The following is an 18,380-nucleotide window of genomic DNA, read 5'->3' as shown; positions in this document are numbered from 1 at the left end:
AACCACTGATAATGGCTATCGAGATCAAAGCCCCTACCTTCCCGGAATCGGTTGCCGACGGCACCGTTGCCACCTGGCACAAGAAACCGGGCGAAGCCGTCAAGCGTGACGAGCTGATCGTCGACATCGAGACCGACAAGGTCGTTCTGGAAGTCCTGGCCACCGCTGATGGCGTACTGGGCGCGATCGTCAAGGGCGAGGGCGACACCGTCCTGTCCGACGAGGTCCTGGGTTCGATCGAGGCCGGTGGCGTCGCCGCCGCTCCTGCCGCTGCCCCGGCTGCCGCGCCTGCCCAGGCAGCTGCTGCCGCCGACGCTGGCGAAGACGACCCGATCGCTGCCCCGGCCGCACGCAAGCTGGCTGAAGAAAACGGCATCGACCTGGCTTCCGTTGCCGGCACCGGCAAGGGTGGTCGCGTTACCAAGGAAGACGTCGTGGCCGCCGTTGCCGCCAAGAAGTCCGCGACTGCCGCTGCCCCGGCTGCCAAGCCGGCCGCCGCTGCCGCCGCTCCGGTGGTCACCGCCACTGGCGACCGCACCGAGAAGCGCGTACCGATGACCCGCCTGCGGGCCAAGGTTGCCGAGCGCCTGGTCGAAGCACAGTCGAACATGGCCATGCTGACCACCTTCAACGAAGTCGACATGACCGAAGTCATGGCCCTGCGTTCGAAGTACAAGGACCTGTTCGAGAAAACCCACAACGGCGTGCGCCTGGGCTTCATGTCGTTCTTCGTCAAGGCCGCTACCGAAGCCCTGAAGCGCTTCCCTGCGGTCAACGCCTCGATCGACGGTTCCGACATCGTCTACCACGGCTACTCGGACATCGGCGTCGCCGTTTCCAGCGACCGTGGCCTGGTGGTTCCTGTGCTGCGCAACGCCGAGCTGATGAGCCTGGCCGAGATCGAGAACGGCATCGCCACCTTCGGCAAGAAGGCCCGTGACGGCAAGCTGTCCATCGAAGAGATGACCGGCGGCACCTTCACCATCACCAACGGCGGCACCTTCGGTTCGATGATGTCGACCCCGATCGTCAACCCGCCGCAGGCCGCGATCCTCGGCATGCACAACATCATCCAGCGTCCGATGGCCATCAATGGCCAGGTCGTGATCCGTCCGATGATGTACCTGGCGCTGTCCTACGATCACCGCCTGATCGACGGTAAGGAAGCCGTGACCTTCCTGGTAACCATCAAGAACCTGCTGGAAGACCCGGCTCGCCTGCTGCTGGATATCTAATACGCAGCCGCAGGCTGCAGGCGTCGCGCTCCTGGTCAGGAGCTGGTCGCCGCGCAGCCTGTGGCTTGCTGCTTGAAGCTATAAAGGAATCTTTTTATGAGCCAGAAGTTCGACGTAGTAGTAATTGGTGCAGGTCCTGGCGGCTACGTGGCTGCCATCAAGGCCGCCCAACTGGGCTTCACGACCGCGTGCATCGAGAAATACACCGATGCCGAAGGCAAACTGGCCCTGGGCGGTACCTGCCTGAACGTTGGCTGCATTCCCTCCAAGGCGCTGCTGGACAGCTCCTGGAAGTACAAGGAAGCCAAGGAGAGCTTCAACGTCCACGGTATCTCCACCGGTGAAGTCAAGATGGACGTCGCCGCGATGGTTGGCCGCAAGGCCGGTATCGTCAAGAACCTGACTGGCGGCGTTGCCACCCTGTTCAAGGCCAACGGCGTCACTTCGATCCAGGGCCACGGCAAGCTGCTGGCCGGCAAGAAGGTCGAAGTCACCAAGCCTGACGGCAGCACCGAGATCATCGAAGCCGAGAACGTGATCCTGGCTTCCGGTTCCCGTCCGATCGACATTCCGCCGGCTCCGGTCGACCAGAACGTCATCGTCGACTCCACCGGCGCCCTGGAATTCCAATCGGTTCCGAAGCGCCTGGGCGTCATCGGTGCCGGCGTGATCGGCCTGGAGCTGGGTTCGGTCTGGGCTCGCCTGGGTGCCGAAGTCACCGTCCTGGAAGCCCTGGACACCTTCCTGATGGCCGCCGACACCGCGGTTTCCAAGGAAGCGCTGAAAACCCTGACCAAGCAGGGCCTGGACATCAAGCTGGGCGCTCGCGTGACCGGTTCGAAGGTCAACGGCGACGAAGTCGAAGTCACCTACACCGACGCCAACGGCGAACAGAAGATCACCTTCGACAAGCTGATCGTCGCGGTCGGCCGTCGTCCGGTGACCACCGACCTGCTGGCTGCCGACAGCGGCGTGACCATCGACGAGCGCGGCTTCGTGTTCGTTGACGACCACTGCGCTACCAGCGTGCCAGGCGTTTACGCCATCGGTGACGTGGTGCGTGGCATGATGCTGGCGCACAAGGCCTCGGAAGAGGGCATCATGGTCGTCGAGCGCATCAAGGGCCACAAGGCCCAGATGAACTATGACCTGATCCCGTCGGTCATCTACACCCACCCGGAAATCGCGTGGGTCGGCAAGACCGAACAAGCCTTGAAGGCAGAAGGTGTTGAGGTTAACGTGGGCACCTTCCCGTTCGCGGCCAGCGGCCGTGCGATGGCAGCCAACGATACCGGCGGTTTCGTCAAGGTCATCGCCGATGCCAAGACCGACCGCGTCCTGGGTGTACACGTGATTGGCCCAAGCGCCGCCGAACTGGTGCAGCAGGGTGCAATCGCAATGGAATTCGGCACCAGTGCCGAAGACCTGGGCATGATGGTCTTCTCCCATCCGACCCTGTCCGAAGCGCTGCATGAAGCCGCGCTGGCCGTGAATGGCGGTGCCATCCACGTAGCCAACCGTAAGAAGCGTTAATCATAAGAAAACCACGGCGGACGGCCCGTCGTGAGTCTTGCGTGCATGACTCACCGCGGAAAGTCCGCCGGACTCGAACTCCCGGAGCATACCGGGGGCAAGCGGTCACAGGTGGCGCGGCACCCCTCGCGGGCGCAGCGCCGAAGCGCAGTACCTAACGAAGACGGTAAAAAGCATGAATCTTCACGAGTATCAGGGTAAGCAGCTGTTCGCTGAATACGGCCTGCCAGTTTCCAAGGGTTTCGCAGTCGATACCCCTGAAGCAGCAGCAGAAGCCTGCGACAAGATCGGCGGCACCGAGTGGGTTGTAAAAGCCCAGGTCCACGCCGGTGGTCGCGGCAAAGCGGGCGGCGTCAAGCTGGTTCGCAGCAAGGAAGACGCCAAGGCGTTCGCTGCACAATGGTTGGGCAAGAATCTGGTGACCTACCAGACTGATGCCAACGGTCAACCAGTCTCCAAGATCCTGGTCGAGTCCTGCACCGACATCGCCAAAGAGCTGTACCTGGGCGCTGTGGTCGATCGTTCGAGCCGCCGTATCGTGTTCATGGCTTCCACCGAAGGTGGCGTGGACATCGAGAAAGTCGCTCACGACACTCCCGAGAAGATCCTCAAGGCAACCATCGACCCGCTGGTCGGTGCCCAGCCGTTCCAGGGCCGTGAGCTGGCATTCCAGCTGGGCCTGGAAGGCAAGCAGGTGCAACAGTTCGCCAAGATCTTCGTTGGCCTGGCCAAGCTGTTCAAGGACCACGACCTGGCCCTGCTGGAAGTGAACCCGCTGGTCATCAAGGCCGACGGCGACCTGCACTGCCTCGATGCCAAGATCAACATCGATGCCAACGCCATGTACCGTCAGCCGAAGCTGAAGACCTTCCACGACCCGTCCCAGGACGACGCCCGTGAGGCCCACGCTGCCAAGTTCGAACTGAACTACGTTGCCCTCGAAGGTAACATCGGCTGCATGGTCAACGGTGCCGGCCTGGCCATGGGTACCATGGACATCGTCAACCTGCACGGCGGCAAGCCAGCCAACTTCCTCGACGTAGGTGGTGGTGCTACCAAAGAGCGCGTTACCGAAGCCTTCAAGATCATTCTGTCCGACAGCAATGTCGCGGCCGTCCTGGTCAACATCTTCGGCGGCATCGTTCGCTGCGACATGATTGCCGAAGGCATCATCGGCGCGGTGAAGGAAGTCGGCGTTAAAGTACCGGTCGTCGTTCGCCTCGAAGGCAACAACGCCGAACTGGGCGCTAAAGTACTGGCAGAAAGCGGTTTGAACATCATTGCGGCCACCAGCCTGACCGACGCTGCTCAACAAGTTGTCAAAGCTGCGGAGGGCAAGTAATGAGCGTCCTGATCAATAAAGACACCAAAGTCATCTGCCAGGGCTTCACCGGCTCGCAAGGTACTTTCCACTCCGAACAGGCCATCGCCTACGGCACCAAGATGGTCGGCGGCGTAACCCCAGGCAAGGGTGGCACCACCCACCTGGGCCTGCCGGTGTTCAACACCGTGAAGGAAGCCGTGGAAGCTACCGGCGCTGACGCTTCGGTCATCTACGTTCCGGCTCCTTTCTGCAAGGACTCGATCCTGGAAGCGGCCTTCGGCGGCATCAAGCTGATCGTCTGCATCACCGAGGGTATTCCTACCCTCGACATGCTGGACGCCAAGGTCAAGTGCGACGAGCTGGGCGTTACCCTGATCGGCCCTAACTGCCCGGGCGTCATCACTCCGGGCGAGTGCAAGATCGGCATCATGCCAGGTCACATCCACCTGCCAGGCAAGGTCGGTATCGTTTCCCGTTCCGGCACCCTGACCTATGAAGCCGTCAAGCAGACCACTGATGCCGGTTTCGGTCAGTCCACCTGCGTCGGTATCGGTGGCGACCCGATCCCGGGCTCCAACTTCATCGACATCCTGAAGCTGTTCCAGGAAGACCCGAAAACCGAAGCCATCGTCATGATCGGCGAGATCGGTGGTTCGGCTGAAGAAGAAGCGGCTGCCTACATCAAGGCCAACGTGACCAAGCCAGTGGTTTCCTACATTGCCGGTGTGACTGCCCCAGCGGGCAAGCGCATGGGCCATGCTGGCGCCATCATCTCTGGCGGCAAGGGCACTGCGGACGAGAAATTCGCTGCTCTGCAGGACGCAGGTGTCAAAACCGTGCGTTCGCTGGCCGACATCGGCAAGGCCCTGGCCGAGCTGACCGGTTGGGAAGTGAAGAAGTAAGACTTCTTCGCTGACCAGGCAGAAAAAGGCCACCTTCGGGTGGCCTTTTTCGTTTGCGTGAATTGGACGCGTACCCTGTGGGAGCGGGTTCACCCGCGATTGCGGTAGTGATCCCACCGATGCCATCGCGGGTAAACCCGCTCCCACAGGGTACGCGTCGCTTGATTTGACGCAACCGTTTGCGACATTCTGGTTCACTCATCGGACAATCCGCCCCGAGGCCGTGCGCCAGAGCGTCAATTTGAGTACCATGCGCGTTCATTTCGTGTCCGCCGCCCAAAAGGAAGCGCCACGCTATAAAAGTCCGCCTCAATCAGGGTGGAAAAAACATTTCCCTAACCCAAGGGGAAATCCCTCTCTAAATTCCGATTTACGCAGTGTGGTATTTCCTTAAATGAAAGTTTTGAAAGGCCAGGACATCCTGGCGCTTGGCTTTATGACGTTCGCGTTGTTCGTCGGGGCCGGCAATATCATTTTCCCGCCTATCGTGGGTTTGCAGTCCGGTCCTTACGTGTGGATGGCGGCGCTGGGCTTTTTGGTCACCGCAGTCGGCCTGCCGGTGGTCACCGTGATCGCCCTGGCCAAGGTCGGCGGCGGCATGGACGAACTGAGCAGCCCGATCGGCAAGGTCGCCGGTGGCCTGCTGGCGGCGGCTGCCTACCTGGCAGTGGGCCCTCTGTTCGCCACCCCGCGTACCGCCACCGTGTCCTTCGAGGTGGGCGTGGCGCCGTTGACCGGCGAAAGCCCGACCGCGCTGTTCATCTACAGCCTGGTGTACTTCCTGGTGGTGCTGGCGGTGTCCATGTACCCGGGCAAGCTGCTCGACACCGTCGGCCGCTTCCTTGCGCCATTGAAGATCATCGCCCTGGCCGTGCTCGGCATCGCCGCGTTCGCCCTGCCAGCGGGCACCCTTGGTGAAGCGCAGCCAGCCTATGTGGCGGCGCCGTTCTCGCAAGGCTTCATCCAGGGTTACCTGACCATGGATACCCTGGGCGCGCTGGTGTTCGGCATCGTCATCGTCAATGCGATCCGCTCCCGTGGCGTCGATTCGCCGCGCCTGATCACCCGCTATGCGGTGATCGCCGGCCTGATCGCCGGTGTCGGCCTGACCCTGGTGTATATCAGCCTGTTCCGCCTCGGTGCCGGCAGCCACGATATCGCTGCGACCGCGACCAATGGTGCGGTGGTGCTGCATGCCTATGTGCAGCACACCTTCGGCTCGCTGGGCAGCGGTTTCCTGGCGGTGCTGATCGCCCTGGCCTGCCTGGTTACCGCGGTTGGCCTGACCTGCGCCTGCGCCGAATACTTCAGCCGCCTGCTGCCGCTGTCCTACCGTGCGCTGGTGGTGCTGCTGGCCGGCTTCTCGCTGCTGGTCTCCAACCTTGGCCTGACCAAGCTGATCATGTTCTCGGTCCCGGTACTGACCGCCATCTACCCGCCGTGCATCGTGCTGGTCGGCCTGAGCTTCTGCAAAGGCATGTGGCACTCGCAGACCCGCATCATGGCCCCGGTCATGGCGGTATCGCTGGTGTTCGGCGTGATCGACGCGCTGAAGGGCGCCGGCCTGGAGCACTGGCTGCCGGCCTGGGCCGAACACCTGCCGCTGAGCGAGCAGGGCCTGGCCTGGCTGGTGCCGTGCGTGGCGACCCTGGTGGTTGCCGTGGTGTGCGATCGCATGCTCGGCAAGCCGCGCGAAGTGACGGCCTAAGTAGCGCCGCAGGGCAGGCGAGGCCACAAGCCATCAGCGCCTGCCGACGGTGATACCCGAAGCCCCGCCTCCTACCCCGGAGGCGGGGCTTTTTCATGCCTTCTCAAAGCGTACACGGACCCTGTGGGAGCGGGTTCACCCGCGATTACGGTAGTGGATTCACCGTCGCAATCGCGGGTGAACCCGCTCCCACAGGGTCCGCGCAGTGTCCTTTTTGAGTGTGTGGACGTCGAACTGCCGTCACCGCCCAACGGAACCCTTCATGAGCTTCATTCTGAGCAACCTGACCAACCTGGCTGCCGCCCTATGGTTCATTACCTGCTGGGGCGGCTATACCCGCTATGCCACCTGGAAGGGACGCGACACCGCCTGCCTGGCCAGCGTCATGCACCTGTACCGCGAAGACTGGATGCGCCGCATGCTGCTGCGCGACAACCGCATCGCCGATGCCAGCGTAATCGGCAACCTGGAACGCAATGCGTCGTTCTTTGCCTCCAGCACCCTGATCATTCTCGCCGGCATCCTTACCGTACTCGGCGCTTCCGATCGCGCCTTGTCATTGCTGGCCGACCTGCCACTGGTGCAGCAGGCCTCGCAAAGCATGTCGGAGATCAAGCTGCTGTGCCTGGCGGTCGTCTTCGTCTACGCCTTCTTTACCTTCAGTTGGTGCATGCGCCAATACAACTTCGCGGCGGTGCTGGTGGGGTCGGCGCCGATGATCGGCGAGCGCCAGGTCAGCGAGCAGGAGCGCAAGGCCTTTGCAGCGCGGGCGGCGAGGGTGATTTCCATGGCGGCCAACCAGTTCAACTTCGGCCTGCGTTCCTATTACTTCGGCATGGCCATGCTCAGCTGGTTCATCAGCCCATGGGCATTCATGGCGATGAGTGCGGGCGTAGTGCTGGTGTTGTATCGCCGTGAGTTCCATTCGGATGTATTGGACGTCATGGTGTATACGCCGACCGAAGCCAGCGTGGAGATGGCGAAGAGCGAAAGTTCGCTCTGAGTGTTTGCCGATCAATAAAAAAACCCGACCGAAGTCGGGTTTTTTTATTCCAGCAAGCCTTACTGCTTGGCAGGTTCTGCCGGAGCGGTCGGCGCCGGAGTAGCTGGAGCGGATTCCTTCGCAGCTTCTTCAGCGGCTTTTTGTTCAGCTTCAGCGGAGTCTTTGGCGGCTTCGGCGTTTTCTTTAGCGGCCTCGTTCACTTTATCCTGAGCTTCGTCCATCTTCTGCTGGGCTTGCTCGGCATGTTGTTGAGCATCCTGAGCTTTGTTTTCGCTGGCTTTGTCGCAAGCGGCGAGGCCCAGGGCGGCGGCGATCATGACGGCATAAGCAAAAGGTTTACGCATGGGGTGTTTCTCCTTGTGGAATAGCATTACTTGAATCCTTTGAGTTGTCCCTTCGGATTTAAGTTCCGCGCACGATACACATATATAAGTAACGGATCCATATAGACTTTTTGTCTGCTCTGTGCAGGTCCGCACACTTTTGGAGATAGCTGTGGATAAGAGCGAGTCGTCGTTGCTGCGGCGGGCCGAACGTTTCCTTTCTGCGTTACGTCATTGCCAGGTATTGAACATGCAGGTTGAGTGCGCGAACGGGGAGGGCATCACCCTGCGCATGCCCTGGTCCCCCTCGATCGTCGGCAACCCGCAGACTGGAGCGGTTCATGGCGGTGCGATCACCACCCTGATGGATACGGCGCTGGGCATGGCCACGCTCTGCGCCCTGCCGGAATTCGAGGTTTGCCCGACCCTCGACCTGCGGGTCGACTACATGGGCCCCGGAGTCGCCCACCAGGACCTGTTCGGCCATGCCCATTGCTACCGGGTCAGCCGCGAGGTGATCTTCATTCGCGGCGCCTGCTACCAGGCCGACCCCGGGCAGCCCATCGCCCAGGTGGTCGGTACCTACATGCGCCTGGGCAAGGACATCAAGGGTGGCCTCAACTTCGCCCGCACGCTCAAGGGAGAAGCGCAATGATCCCGGCCCAGGTTCATCGGCAACTGCGCGAGGCGCATGCCCGCGGCGATTACTCGGCCCTGCTCGGGCTGATTCCCTATGCCGGGCTGATCGGCATCCAGTGCAGCCGTGACGGCGACGACCTGCTGTTCCGCCTGCCGGCCAACCCGGACAACGTCGGCAACCCGTTGCTTCCGGCGATCCATGGCGGCGTGATCGCCGGTTTCATGGAGCTGTCGGCGGCGCTGTACCTGCTGGTCTTCAGCGAAAGTGCGAGCATTCCGAAGATCATCGACTTCTCCATCGACTACCTGCGGGCCGGCCATTTGCGCGATACCTTCGCCCGTTGCCAGTTGTGGCGCCAGGGCCGCCGGGTGACCAACGTGGCGATCACTGCCTGGCAGGCGGACCCCGCCGAGCCCATTGCCACGGCCCGGGCGCATTTCAAGATCAAAGAACTGGTCGCGCCCTTGAAATAGTCCTCCATGGCCCCATCTGCTGTTCATCCCGTTGCGACTGGCGGGATGCGTGTCCGCAAGGCCGCCCGCCAGCGCTATCAATGCCATCAGATCGGAGTTTTGAAGACCATGAGTGTGGAGACTCAAAAAGAAACCCTGGGCTTCCAGACCGAGGTGAAGCAACTGCTGCACCTCATGATCCATTCGCTGTATTCGAACAAGGAAATCTTCCTCCGCGAGCTGATCTCCAACGCCTCCGATGCCGTGGACAAGCTGCGCTTCGAAGCGCTGGCCAAGCCCGAGCTGCTCGAAGGCGGCGCCGACCTGAAGATCCGTGTCAGCTTCGACAAGGACGCCAACACCGTCACCCTCGAAGACAATGGCATCGGCATGAGCCGCGATGAAGTCATCGCCCACCTCGGTACCATCGCCAAGTCCGGCACTGCCGACTTCATGAAGAACCTCACCGGCGACCAGAAGAAGGACTCGCACCTGATCGGTCAGTTCGGCGTGGGCTTCTACTCCGCATTCATCGTCGCCGACAAGGTCGACGTGTTCAGCCGCCGCGCCGGGCTGCCGGCCGCCGAAGGCGTGCACTGGTCGTCGAAAGGCGAGGGTGAATTCGAAGTTGCCACCCTCGACAAGGCCGAGCGCGGTACCCGCATCGTCCTGCACCTGAAAAAGGGCGAGGAAGAGTTCGCCGACGGCTGGCGCCTGCGCAACATCGTCAAGAAGTACTCCGACCATATCGCCCTGCCGATCGAGCTGCCGAAAGAAGCACCGGCCGCCGAAGGCGAGGAGAAGCCTGCCCAGGAATGGGAAACCGTCAACCGCGCCAGTGCCCTGTGGACCCGTCCGCGTACCGAGATCAAGGACGAGGAATACCAGGAGTTCTACAAGCACATCGGCCACGATTTCGAAAACCCGCTGGCCTGGAGCCACAACAAGGTCGAAGGCAAGCTGGAATACAACTCGCTGCTCTACGTTCCGGCCCGTGCGCCGTTCGACCTGTACCAGCGTGAAGCGCCCCGCGGCCTGAAGCTGTACGTGCAGCGCGTGTTCATCATGGACCAGGCGGAGTCGTTCCTGCCGCTGTACCTGCGCTTCATCAAGGGCGTGGTCGATTCCAACGACCTGTCGCTGAACGTCTCGCGCGAGATCCTGCAGAAGGATCCGATCATCGACTCGATGAAGTCGGCGCTGACCAAGCGCGTGCTGGACATGCTGGAGAAGCTGGCGAAGAACGAACCCGAACAGTACAAGGCGTTCTGGAAGAACTTCGGCCAGGTCCTCAAGGAAGGGCCGGCGGAAGACTTCGCCAACAAGGAAAAGATCGCCGGCCTGCTGCGCTTCGCCTCCACCCACGAGGAAGGCGGCGAGCAGAGCGTCTCCCTGGCCGACTACCTGGCTCGCGCCAAGGAAGGCCAGGACAAGATCTACTACCTCACCGGCGAGTCCTATGCGCAGGTCAAGAACAGCCCTCACCTGGAAGTCTTCCGCAAGAAAGGCATCGAAGTGCTGCTGCTGACCGACCGCATCGACGAGTGGCTGATGAGCTATCTCAACGAGTTCGATGGCAAGAGCTTCGTAGATGTCGCTCGTGGCGACCTCGATCTGGGCAAGCTGGATTCGGAAGAAGACAAGAAGGCCCAGGAAGAGATCGCCAAGGAGAAGGAAGGCCTGGTCGAGCGCCTCAAGGCCGCGCTAGGTGACAGTGTCAGCGAAGTGCGCGTGTCGCACCGCCTGACCGATTCCCCGGCGATCCTCGCCATCGGCGAACAGGACCTTGGCCTGCAGATGCGCCAGATCCTCGAAGCCAGTGGGCAGAAGGTCCCGGATTCCAAGCCGATCTTCGAATTCAACCCGACCCACCCGCTGATCGAGAAGCTGGACAACGAGCAGAGCGAAGACCGTTTCGCCGACTTCTCGCATATCCTCTTCGACCAGGCGGCGCTGGCCGCCGGCGACAGCCTGAAGGACCCGGCCGCCTACGTGCGCCGGCTGAACAAGCTGCTGGTCGAGTTGTCGGTCTGATGTGATGCAGGAAAGCCCGCTTCGGCGGGCTTTTTTCATTCTTGCAAGGAGAAATCGATGAGCAATGTGACGATCGAATCGCTGGTCTACCACGTCGGCGGTGAAGCCTATGAAAGCCGCCTGGTCTACACCCATGGCGCGCAGCCACAGCCGGCGCTGGTGATGGCGCCGAACTGGATGGGCATCGGCGAAGGTGCCGAGCGGATTGCCCGGGCGGTAGCGGAGAAAGGTTATGTGGTGCTGATCGCCGACCTCTATGGGCAATCGGTGCGGCCGCAGAATGCCGAGCAGGCGGGTGCGGCGATGATGCCGCTGAAGAATGACCGCGCCGAGCTGCGCAAGCGCATGCAGGCGGCCGTGGCGCAGTTGCTCGGGCAATCGAAGGCGCTGCTGAGCCCGGGCAAGCTGGCGGCGTTCGGTTTCTGCTTCGGTGGCTGCTGTGCCCTGGAACTGGCTCGCGACGGTGCTCCGTTGCAGGCGGCGATATCCTTCCATGGCACCCTGGATACCCCGGACCCGGCGGATGCGAAGAACATCAAGGGCGCGGTGCTGGTACTGCATGGCGCGGCCGATCCGCTGGTGCCCAAGGAGCAATTGCCAGCCTTCGAGGCCGAGATGGACGCGGCCGGTGTGGACTGGCAGTTGCTCAGCTACGGCGGTGCGGTGCACTCGTTCACCGATCCGGGGGCGAATGTGCCGGGCAAGATGATGTATGACGCACGGACCTCGAAGCGGGCGTTCACGGCGATGCACAATCTGCTGGAAGAAGTGTTCAAGGCTTGAGGGCCTCATCGCTGGCAAGCCAGCTCCCACAGTGTGGGAGCCGGCGTTGCCGGCGATTGCTGACTTCAGGGCAACTCGATCCTCCCTGACTCACCCGCAACCACCGGCCAATCCCCGGCCGCCCATCGTTCCCGGGCCCGATCGATCAACCCCGGATCGCTCGCCACGAAATTCCAGTTCATCCGCCGTGGCCCATCCAGCGGCGCGCCGCCGATGATCACCAGATGGCTCTCGCCCTCGGCATACAGACTGGCTTCCTCGCCTTCGTTCAGCACCACCAGCGTCTGCGGTTCCAGCAGCTCGTCATCCAGCCGCACTTCGCCGGCCAGTACATACACCGCCCGTTCCTGGTGCTCATCCGGCACGCACAAGGTCGTGGCGGCTTCCATGAATACTTCGGCGTACAGCGTGGGCGAGAGCACCGGCACCGGCGACGCCAGGCAGAAGCCGTTGCCCGCGATCATGCGTATCTTCACCCCCAGCGCTTCGCTGACCGGCAGGCTGCCTGCCGGGTGATGGCTATAGTGCCCGGCGCCTTGTTCCGCCTCTTTCGGCGATGCCAGCCAGATCTGCAGGCCATGCAGTCGCGAGCCTTTTTCCAGCAGGTCCTGCGGTGTGCGCTCGACGTGGGCGATGGCCGCGCCGGCAGTCATCCAGCTCACCTCGCCGGGCCTGACCCGCTGCGACGAGCCCAGGCTGTCCTTGTGCAGCAGTTCCCCCTCGAACAGGTAGGTGAGGGTCGACAGTCCGATATGCGGGTGCTGGCGGATGTCCATGCCATGCCCCGGCGGGTAGTCGGTCTGCAGCATATGGTCGAAGAACACGAAGGGGCCGACACTGCGGCACCTGGCCGAGGGCAGCGGGCGCAGGATGGGCTGGCCCTCGACCGATTCGGCGCGGGGGCGGATTACCAGGGGCGAGGTCATGGCAGGCTCCAGCCAGGTTGAAGTCGGCCTAGCATAGCGAACCGCTGCCGTCGGCGCGCGGTCTACCCTGTCCCAAGCACGAGCAAGGAGGGCAGCGATGCTCGCAAGAACCCTGGGCGCACTGTTGTGCGTCGGGCTGCTGGTCGGCGCCGCGCAGGCACGGGATTACCGCTACAGCGACGCCCACCTGCACTACGTGGATTTCTTCCAGGAAACCGAGGGCATGCCCGCGCTGCTCGAAGCCATGGACAAGGCCGGTATCGAGCAGTCGATGATCAGCGGCATCCCGGTCGCCAAGAAGTGGCATGAGGACGAACCCAAGCGTCCACGCTACTACGCCGGCGACGATGCCGATGCCTACTGGTACAGCGCCACCGACAGCTACGTCGCAGCAGCCGTCGAGAAGCTGCCGCCCGAGCAGCGCAAGCGGTTCCATCCGTTCCTGTCCGGGATCAATCCGGTGGACAAGAATGCCGTGGCCCATATCGAGCGCATGCTGGAGCTGCATCCAGGGCTCTGGCAGGGCATAGGCGAGGTCTTCACCCGCCATGACGACCTGACGGCCCTCACCAGCGGCGATACGCCCCGGGCCAACAACGAGGCCATGACCCGCATCTATCATCTGGCTGCCGAGCGCGACCTGCCGGTGCTGTTGCACTCCAACATCACCTCCAAGCGCGAGCGCAATCCGCTGTACCTGGCGGAAATCGAGGAGCCGCTGCGCAATCACCCGCATACCCGCTTCATCTGGGCCCATGCCGGCAGCAGCATGGAGATTCATCGGCACCAGGAAAAAATGGACTTTCTCCTGCCGACCCTGACCCGCCTGCTGGAGGATTACCCCAACCTGTATGTCGATCTGTCCTGGAGCGTGCTGCAACCTTACCTGCTGGACGACAAGGGCACGCCGCGCAAGGCGTGGCTGGCACTGGTCGAGCGCTTTCCCGAGCGCTTCATGCTCGGCTCCGACGTGGTCGGGCGTTTTTCCAGCCTGGGCGAGCAGTTCCAGGGCTTCGCCCCGTTCCTGGACGCCTTGCCGGAGGGCATCGCGCACAAGGTGGCCAGGGACAACTTCCTCGCGGTGCTGCCCAAGCCGCGTTGAGCGCGATTGTCATCAGCCTGTCATGGCCGGGTCATAGTCTGCCGCGATCCACAACAGAGGAAGCGCAACATGTTGACTAGCCGTTTTAGCGCCCTGGTCGGGCTGATGTGCATCGCCGGCCTGGCCCAGGCCGAGGTGCGGGTGCAGGGACCGGTGGAATACGGCGTGTTCGAGACCAACATCAAGAACCCGCAGCCCGGTGAACGGGTCATTACCATGAACAGCCAGGCGATCCAGGCCACCGATGTCGTCCCGGCCAGGCTGGGCAGCAAATTCGGCATCCGCTACCGCCTCGAAGGCAAGACCGCCGACGATACCCCGCTGACCCTGCTGTACCTCACCCCGGGCATCGTCACCCCGGACGGCAAGCGCCACGACAAATTCGAGGTGGTGCAGAAGCTGGTCCCGGCTGCGCCGCAGGACGTGATGGCCTACGAATTCACCGAGCATCACGAGGCGATTCCGGGCGAGTGGCACTTCATGGTGTTCCAGGGTGATCGCCTGCTGGCGGAGAAACGTTTCACCGTTCGCTGATCATTCCGGCGATGCGGTGGTCGCGATGATTGGGCAATTTAATATCACCATTTCTTCTTACGCAAAAAGTCGACGGTCCGATACCTTCTAAAGAAGTGTCCGCTGCATGACGGATGCAGCATCTTCGGAAGGAACCGTGCGATGAGTTTGAGAAGCCTGAACATAGCGCCCCGGGCCGGACTGGGCTTCGGCCTGCTGGCGCTGTTGGTGGTGACCCTTGGGCTGTTCTCGCTGGTGCAGATGTCGAGCATGCGCGAGCAGTCCGAGCAGGTGGAAAGCAATTGGCTGCCCAGCGTGATCAGTGTCGGCACCATGAGCCAGGACATGCTGCGCATACGTGCCCTGACCCTGCGCTTGCTGGTCAACCGCGACCCGGCGGCGCAGCAGCAGAACATCTCCCGTATCGACGCCCTGAAGCAGGCCCTGAGCAAGGCCCAGGCCGATTACGACGCGCTCATCGTGCTGCCCGAGGAGCGCGTGCTGTTCGACCGCTATATCGAACTGCAGACGCAGTACCTGGGCATGCAGGCCCAGGTGGTGGGCCTGGCCACCAGTGATCGCATCGAGGCCGCCGAAACCCTGGTCAACGGCGAGATGAACCAGCTCGCCGACAACCTCACCACCACCCTCAACCAGTTGATCGATCTCAACAACCAGCACGCTCATATGGCCACCAGCCAGTCCGAAGCGGTGTATCTCGCCGCACGGGTGTGGGTCATCGGCCTGTTGATCGGCGCCCTCGTGCTCACGGTGGTGCTGGCGCTGGTCCTGACCCGCAGCATTGTCAAGCCCCTGGCCCAATCGCTGCAGGTTGCGGAAGTGGTGGCGAGCGGCGACCTGACTCCGCAGATCAGTATCCAGGGCCGCGACGAACCGGCGCGCCTGCTGGTGGCGTTGAAGCAGATGCAGCAAAGCCTGCGCGACACCATCGGGCGCATCTCCGACTCGTCGAACCAGCTGGCTTCGGCCTCGGAAGAGCTGAGCGCGGTCACCGAGGATGCGACCCGCGGCCTGCAGCAGCAGACCCAGGAAATCGAACAGGCGGCGACGGCGGTCAACCAGATGACTGCGGCGGTGGAGGAGGTGGCCAGCAATGCCGTGGCCACGTCCGAGGCGTCGAGGGAGTCCGATCGTATTGCCCGCGAGGGTGTGGCCCAGGTCCAGCAGACCGTGGTGTCCATCGAGGAACTGGCGGCGGGCGTGAGCCTGAACGTCGATGAAGTGGGGCAACTGGCGGAGCAGGTGCACGGGATTTCCAAGGTGCTCGACGTCATCGGCTCGATTGCCGAGCAGACCAACCTGCTGGCGCTCAACGCCGCGATCGAAGCGGCGCGGGCCGGCGATGCCGGGCGCGGGTTCGCCGTGGTGGCCGACGAGGTGCGGGCGCTGGCCCATCGGACCCAGCAGTCGACCCGGGAAATCGAGCAGATGATCGATGGTATCCAGCAGGGCACCGACCGCGCGGTGGATGGCATGCAGCAAACCCGCGAGCGGGCGCGCAGCACCCTGGATGGTGCGCACGCGGCCGGGGCGGCGCTGGAAGAGATTGCCACGGCGATCAGCCGGATCAACGAGCGCAACCTGGTGATCGCCAGCGCCTCGGAGCAGCAGGCGCAGGTGGCGCGGGAGGTGGATCGCAACCTCACCAATATCCGCGACCTGGCGTTGCAGAGTTCGGCGGGAGCGTCGCAAACGGTGGAGGCCAGCCAGGCGCTATCGCAACTGGCGGTGGACCTGAACGGGCTGGTGCGGCGCTTCTCGGTGTAAGGCTTCACACGGACCCTGTGGGAGCGGGTTCACCCGCGATTGCTATGGTAGATTCACTACCGCAATCGCGGGTGAACCCGCTCCCACAGGGTCCGCAGTGTGCTTCAGAAACAAAAACGCCCCGAACCAGTCGGGGCGTTTTTAGTGCAAGCGGGCTAGCCCTTACTTGCCTTCCCAGCGCTTGAGCACCAGGGTGGCGTTGGTGCCGCCGAAGCCGAAGCTGTTGCTCATCACGGTGTCGATCTTGGCGTTTTCGCGGGTTTCGCGAACCACCGGCAGGTCGGCGACTTCCGGATCCAGCTCGTCGATGTTGGCGGAACCGGCGATGAACTTGCCTTCCATCATCAGCAGGCAGTAGATCGCTTCGTGCACGCCGGCAGCGCCCAGGGAGTGACCGGACAGGCTCTTGGTCGAGCTGATGGCCGGGGCCTTGTCGCCGAACACTTCGCGCACGCCCTTCATTTCCGCGACGTCGCCGACCGGGGTCGAGGTGCCGTGGGTGTTCAGGTAGTCGATCGGAGTATCGACGGTGGACAGCGCCTGCTGCATGCAGCGGATCGCGCCTTCGCCGCTCGGGGCAACCATGTCGTAGCCGTCGGAAGTGGCGCCGTAGCCGACGATTTCCGCGTAGATCTTGGCACCACGGGCCAGGGCGTGTTCCAGCTCCTCGACCACCACCATGCCGCCACCGCCGGCGATGACGAAGCCGTCACGGTCGGCGTCGTAGGCGCGCGAAGCCTTGCTTGGCTCATCGTTGCGCTTGGTCGACAGGGCGCCCATGGCATCGAACAGGAACGACTGGCTCCAGTGCTCTTCTTCACCGCCGCCGGCGAAGACGATGTCCTGCTTGCCCCACTGGATCTGCTCCATGGCGGTGCCGATGCAGTGTGCGGAGGTGGCGCAGGCCGAGGAGATCGAGTAGTTGATGCCCTTGATCTTGAACGGCGTGGCCAGGCACGCGGAAACGGTGCTGCCCATGGTGCGGGTCACGCGGTACGGACCGACGCGCTTGACGCCTTTCTCGCGCAGGGTATCCAGCGCTTCCATCTGGTTCAGGGTCGAGGCGCCGCCGGAGCCAGCCACCAGGCCGGTACGCGGGTTGGAGATCTGCTCTTCGGTCAGGCCGGAGTCCTTGATCGCGTCCTGCATCGCCAGGTAGGCGTAGGCAGCGGCGTGGCCGACGAAGCGATAGACCTTGCGGTCGATCAGTTCTTCGAGGTTGAGGTCGATGGAACCGGAAACCTGGCTGCGCAGCCCCATTTCCTTGTATTCCGGGTTGAAACGGATGCCCGGACGGCTTTTACGCAGGTTTTCGGAGACGGTCTCTTTGTCATTGCCCAGGCAGGAAACGATGCCCAGACCGGTGATTACGACGCGGCGCATGCGAATAACCCTTAGAAATTTTCAGTGGAGGTGAATACACCGACGCGAAGACCTTCGGCGGTGTAGATCTCGCGACCGTCGACGCTGACCGAGCCATCGGCGATGGCCATGTTCAGCTTGCCCTTCAGGACGCGCTTGATATGAATGTTGTAGGTAACCTTTTTCGCCTCCGGCAACACCTGGCCGAAGAACTTCACTTCGCCCGAACCCAGGGCGCGACCGCGGCCCGGCAGGCCTTGCCAGCCAAGGAAGAAGCCAACCAGCTGCCACATGGCGTCGAGGCCCAGGCAGCCCGGCATCACCGGATCGCCTTCGAAGTGGCAGGCGAAGAACCACAGGTCCGGATTGATATCCAGCTCGGCGACCAATTCACCTTTGCCGTACTTGCCGCCCTCTTCACTGATGTGGGCAATGCGATCCACCATCAGCATGTTGGGGGCGGGCAGTTGCGCGTTACCTGGGCCGAACAGCTCACCGCGACTGCAGCGCAGCAGGTCTTCCCGGGTAAAGGCGTTTTGTTTGGTCATGCGAGCTCCTCAATAATCCTCGTGCGGCAGGGACCGGTTCTTCCCGATCCGCCCTCCGAAAGCCCTTGGCTCCGGGGCGGCAGCCTACTCATAGACTATTGCGTTGTAGTGAAAGTCACAGCACAGCGAACGAAGATGTACACCTGTGCACTGAAATTTTTCCGACAGACCTTTCTTGCAGATCGGTTCGGCGTGTAAGACTGC

The 18,380-nt window shown here is 62.6% G+C and carries 17 protein-coding genes; 13 read left to right on the top strand and 4 right to left on the bottom strand.

The annotated features are described in order from the left end of the window. The first annotated feature begins 11 nt into the window (after nt 1-11). The 6 genes from odhB (at nt 12) to ACPFMA_RS19010 (ending at nt 7,705) form a co-directional block, all read left to right on the top strand. On the top strand, nt 12-1,235 hold the full coding sequence (odhB, locus tag ACPFMA_RS19035; RefSeq protein WP_425928471.1) for a 2-oxoglutarate dehydrogenase complex dihydrolipoyllysine-residue succinyltransferase: 1,224 nt from the start codon (nt 12-14) through the stop codon (nt 1,233-1,235). 96 nt (nt 1,236-1,331) lie between these two features. Next, nucleotides 1,332-2,768, top strand: a complete 1,437-nt coding sequence (gene lpdA / locus ACPFMA_RS19030) for a dihydrolipoyl dehydrogenase (protein ID WP_064301824.1) — start codon at nt 1,332-1,334, stop codon at nt 2,766-2,768. Between the two features lie 175 nt (nt 2,769-2,943). Further along, the gene (gene sucC / locus ACPFMA_RS19025; protein WP_009396303.1) at nt 2,944-4,110 is read left to right on the top strand and encodes an ADP-forming succinate--CoA ligase subunit beta; all 1,167 of its coding nucleotides are present in this window, start codon (nt 2,944-2,946) and stop codon (nt 4,108-4,110) included. After that, nucleotides 4,110-4,994, top strand: coding sequence for a succinate--CoA ligase subunit alpha (gene sucD, locus ACPFMA_RS19020; protein ID WP_004376004.1), 885 nt, complete (start codon nt 4,110-4,112; stop codon nt 4,992-4,994). The genes sucC and sucD overlap by 1 nt, the downstream gene beginning before the upstream one ends. Nucleotides 4,995-5,388: 394 nt before the next feature. Further along, a complete protein-coding gene (gene brnQ, locus ACPFMA_RS19015; protein ID WP_009396304.1) occupies nt 5,389-6,702 on the top strand; it encodes a branched-chain amino acid transport system II carrier protein in 1,314 nt (437 codons plus the stop codon). A 262-nt stretch (nt 6,703-6,964) separates the two neighbouring features. Beyond that, complete coding sequence (locus ACPFMA_RS19010; RefSeq protein WP_064301823.1) at nt 6,965-7,705, top strand: DUF599 domain-containing protein; 741 nt, start codon at nt 6,965-6,967, stop codon at nt 7,703-7,705. Between the two features lie 59 nt (nt 7,706-7,764). Here the strand turns inward: ACPFMA_RS19010 and ACPFMA_RS19005 are convergent, their stop codons facing one another. Further along, nucleotides 7,765-8,049: a hypothetical protein gene (locus ACPFMA_RS19005; RefSeq protein ID WP_037059233.1), complete on the bottom strand. Its 285-nt coding sequence runs from the start codon at nt 8,047-8,049 to the stop codon at nt 7,765-7,767. A gap of 175 nt (nt 8,050-8,224) precedes the next feature. On the opposite strand from ACPFMA_RS19005, the gene ACPFMA_RS19000 reads away from it, so the two are divergent. The 4 genes from ACPFMA_RS19000 to ACPFMA_RS18985 all read left to right on the top strand — a co-directional run bounded on the left by ACPFMA_RS19000 (nt 8,225) and on the right by ACPFMA_RS18985 (nt 11,937). Further along, complete coding sequence (locus ACPFMA_RS19000) at nt 8,225-8,683, top strand: PaaI family thioesterase (RefSeq protein WP_425930610.1); 459 nt, start codon at nt 8,225-8,227, stop codon at nt 8,681-8,683. After that, on the top strand, nt 8,680-9,141 hold the full coding sequence (locus ACPFMA_RS18995) for a PaaI family thioesterase (protein WP_064301821.1): 462 nt from the start codon (nt 8,680-8,682) through the stop codon (nt 9,139-9,141). Before ACPFMA_RS19000 ends, ACPFMA_RS18995 begins: the two co-directional genes overlap by 4 nt. A gap of 108 nt (nt 9,142-9,249) precedes the next feature. After that, nucleotides 9,250-11,154, top strand: coding sequence for a molecular chaperone HtpG (htpG, locus tag ACPFMA_RS18990; protein ID WP_064301869.1), 1,905 nt, complete (start codon nt 9,250-9,252; stop codon nt 11,152-11,154). A 57-nt stretch (nt 11,155-11,211) separates the two neighbouring features. After that, complete coding sequence (locus ACPFMA_RS18985; RefSeq protein WP_009396622.1) at nt 11,212-11,937, top strand: dienelactone hydrolase family protein; 726 nt, start codon at nt 11,212-11,214, stop codon at nt 11,935-11,937. A gap of 65 nt (nt 11,938-12,002) precedes the next feature. Here the strand turns inward: ACPFMA_RS18985 and ACPFMA_RS18980 are convergent, their stop codons facing one another. Then, nucleotides 12,003-12,863 (bottom strand): pirin family protein, encoded by an 861-nt coding sequence (locus ACPFMA_RS18980; RefSeq protein ID WP_425928470.1) that lies wholly within the window; start codon nt 12,861-12,863, stop codon nt 12,003-12,005. 97 nt (nt 12,864-12,960) lie between these two features. Between ACPFMA_RS18980 and ACPFMA_RS18975 the strand changes: the two genes are divergently transcribed. The 3 genes from ACPFMA_RS18975 to ACPFMA_RS18965 all read left to right on the top strand — a co-directional run bounded on the left by ACPFMA_RS18975 (nt 12,961) and on the right by ACPFMA_RS18965 (nt 16,266). Beyond that, entirely contained in the window at nt 12,961-13,965 is a 1,005-nt protein-coding gene (locus ACPFMA_RS18975; protein ID WP_425928469.1) for an amidohydrolase family protein, read from the top strand. Between the two features lie 69 nt (nt 13,966-14,034). After that, on the top strand, nt 14,035-14,499 hold the full coding sequence (locus ACPFMA_RS18970) for a DUF3859 domain-containing protein (RefSeq protein WP_064301818.1): 465 nt from the start codon (nt 14,035-14,037) through the stop codon (nt 14,497-14,499). Nucleotides 14,500-14,640: 141 nt separating this feature from the next. Continuing rightward, a complete protein-coding gene (locus ACPFMA_RS18965) occupies nt 14,641-16,266 on the top strand; it encodes a methyl-accepting chemotaxis protein (RefSeq protein ID WP_064301817.1) in 1,626 nt (541 codons plus the stop codon). Between the two features lie 162 nt (nt 16,267-16,428). On the opposite strand, the gene fabB is transcribed toward ACPFMA_RS18965, so the two are convergent. Continuing rightward, a complete protein-coding gene (fabB, locus tag ACPFMA_RS18960) occupies nt 16,429-17,649 on the bottom strand; it encodes a beta-ketoacyl-ACP synthase I (protein ID WP_009396450.1) in 1,221 nt (406 codons plus the stop codon). A gap of 11 nt (nt 17,650-17,660) precedes the next feature. Then, a complete protein-coding gene (gene fabA, locus ACPFMA_RS18955) occupies nt 17,661-18,176 on the bottom strand; it encodes a 3-hydroxyacyl-[acyl-carrier-protein] dehydratase FabA (protein ID WP_009396451.1) in 516 nt (171 codons plus the stop codon). Nucleotides 18,177-18,380: the final 204 nt, after the last annotated feature.

Source organism: Pseudomonas sp. NyZ201, assembly GCF_049860765.1.
Classification (GTDB): domain Bacteria; phylum Pseudomonadota; class Gammaproteobacteria; order Pseudomonadales; family Pseudomonadaceae; genus Aquipseudomonas; species Aquipseudomonas bharatica.
The sequence above is the reverse complement of the archived record's forward strand: the minus strand, read 5'-3'. Positions and strand labels throughout refer to the sequence as shown.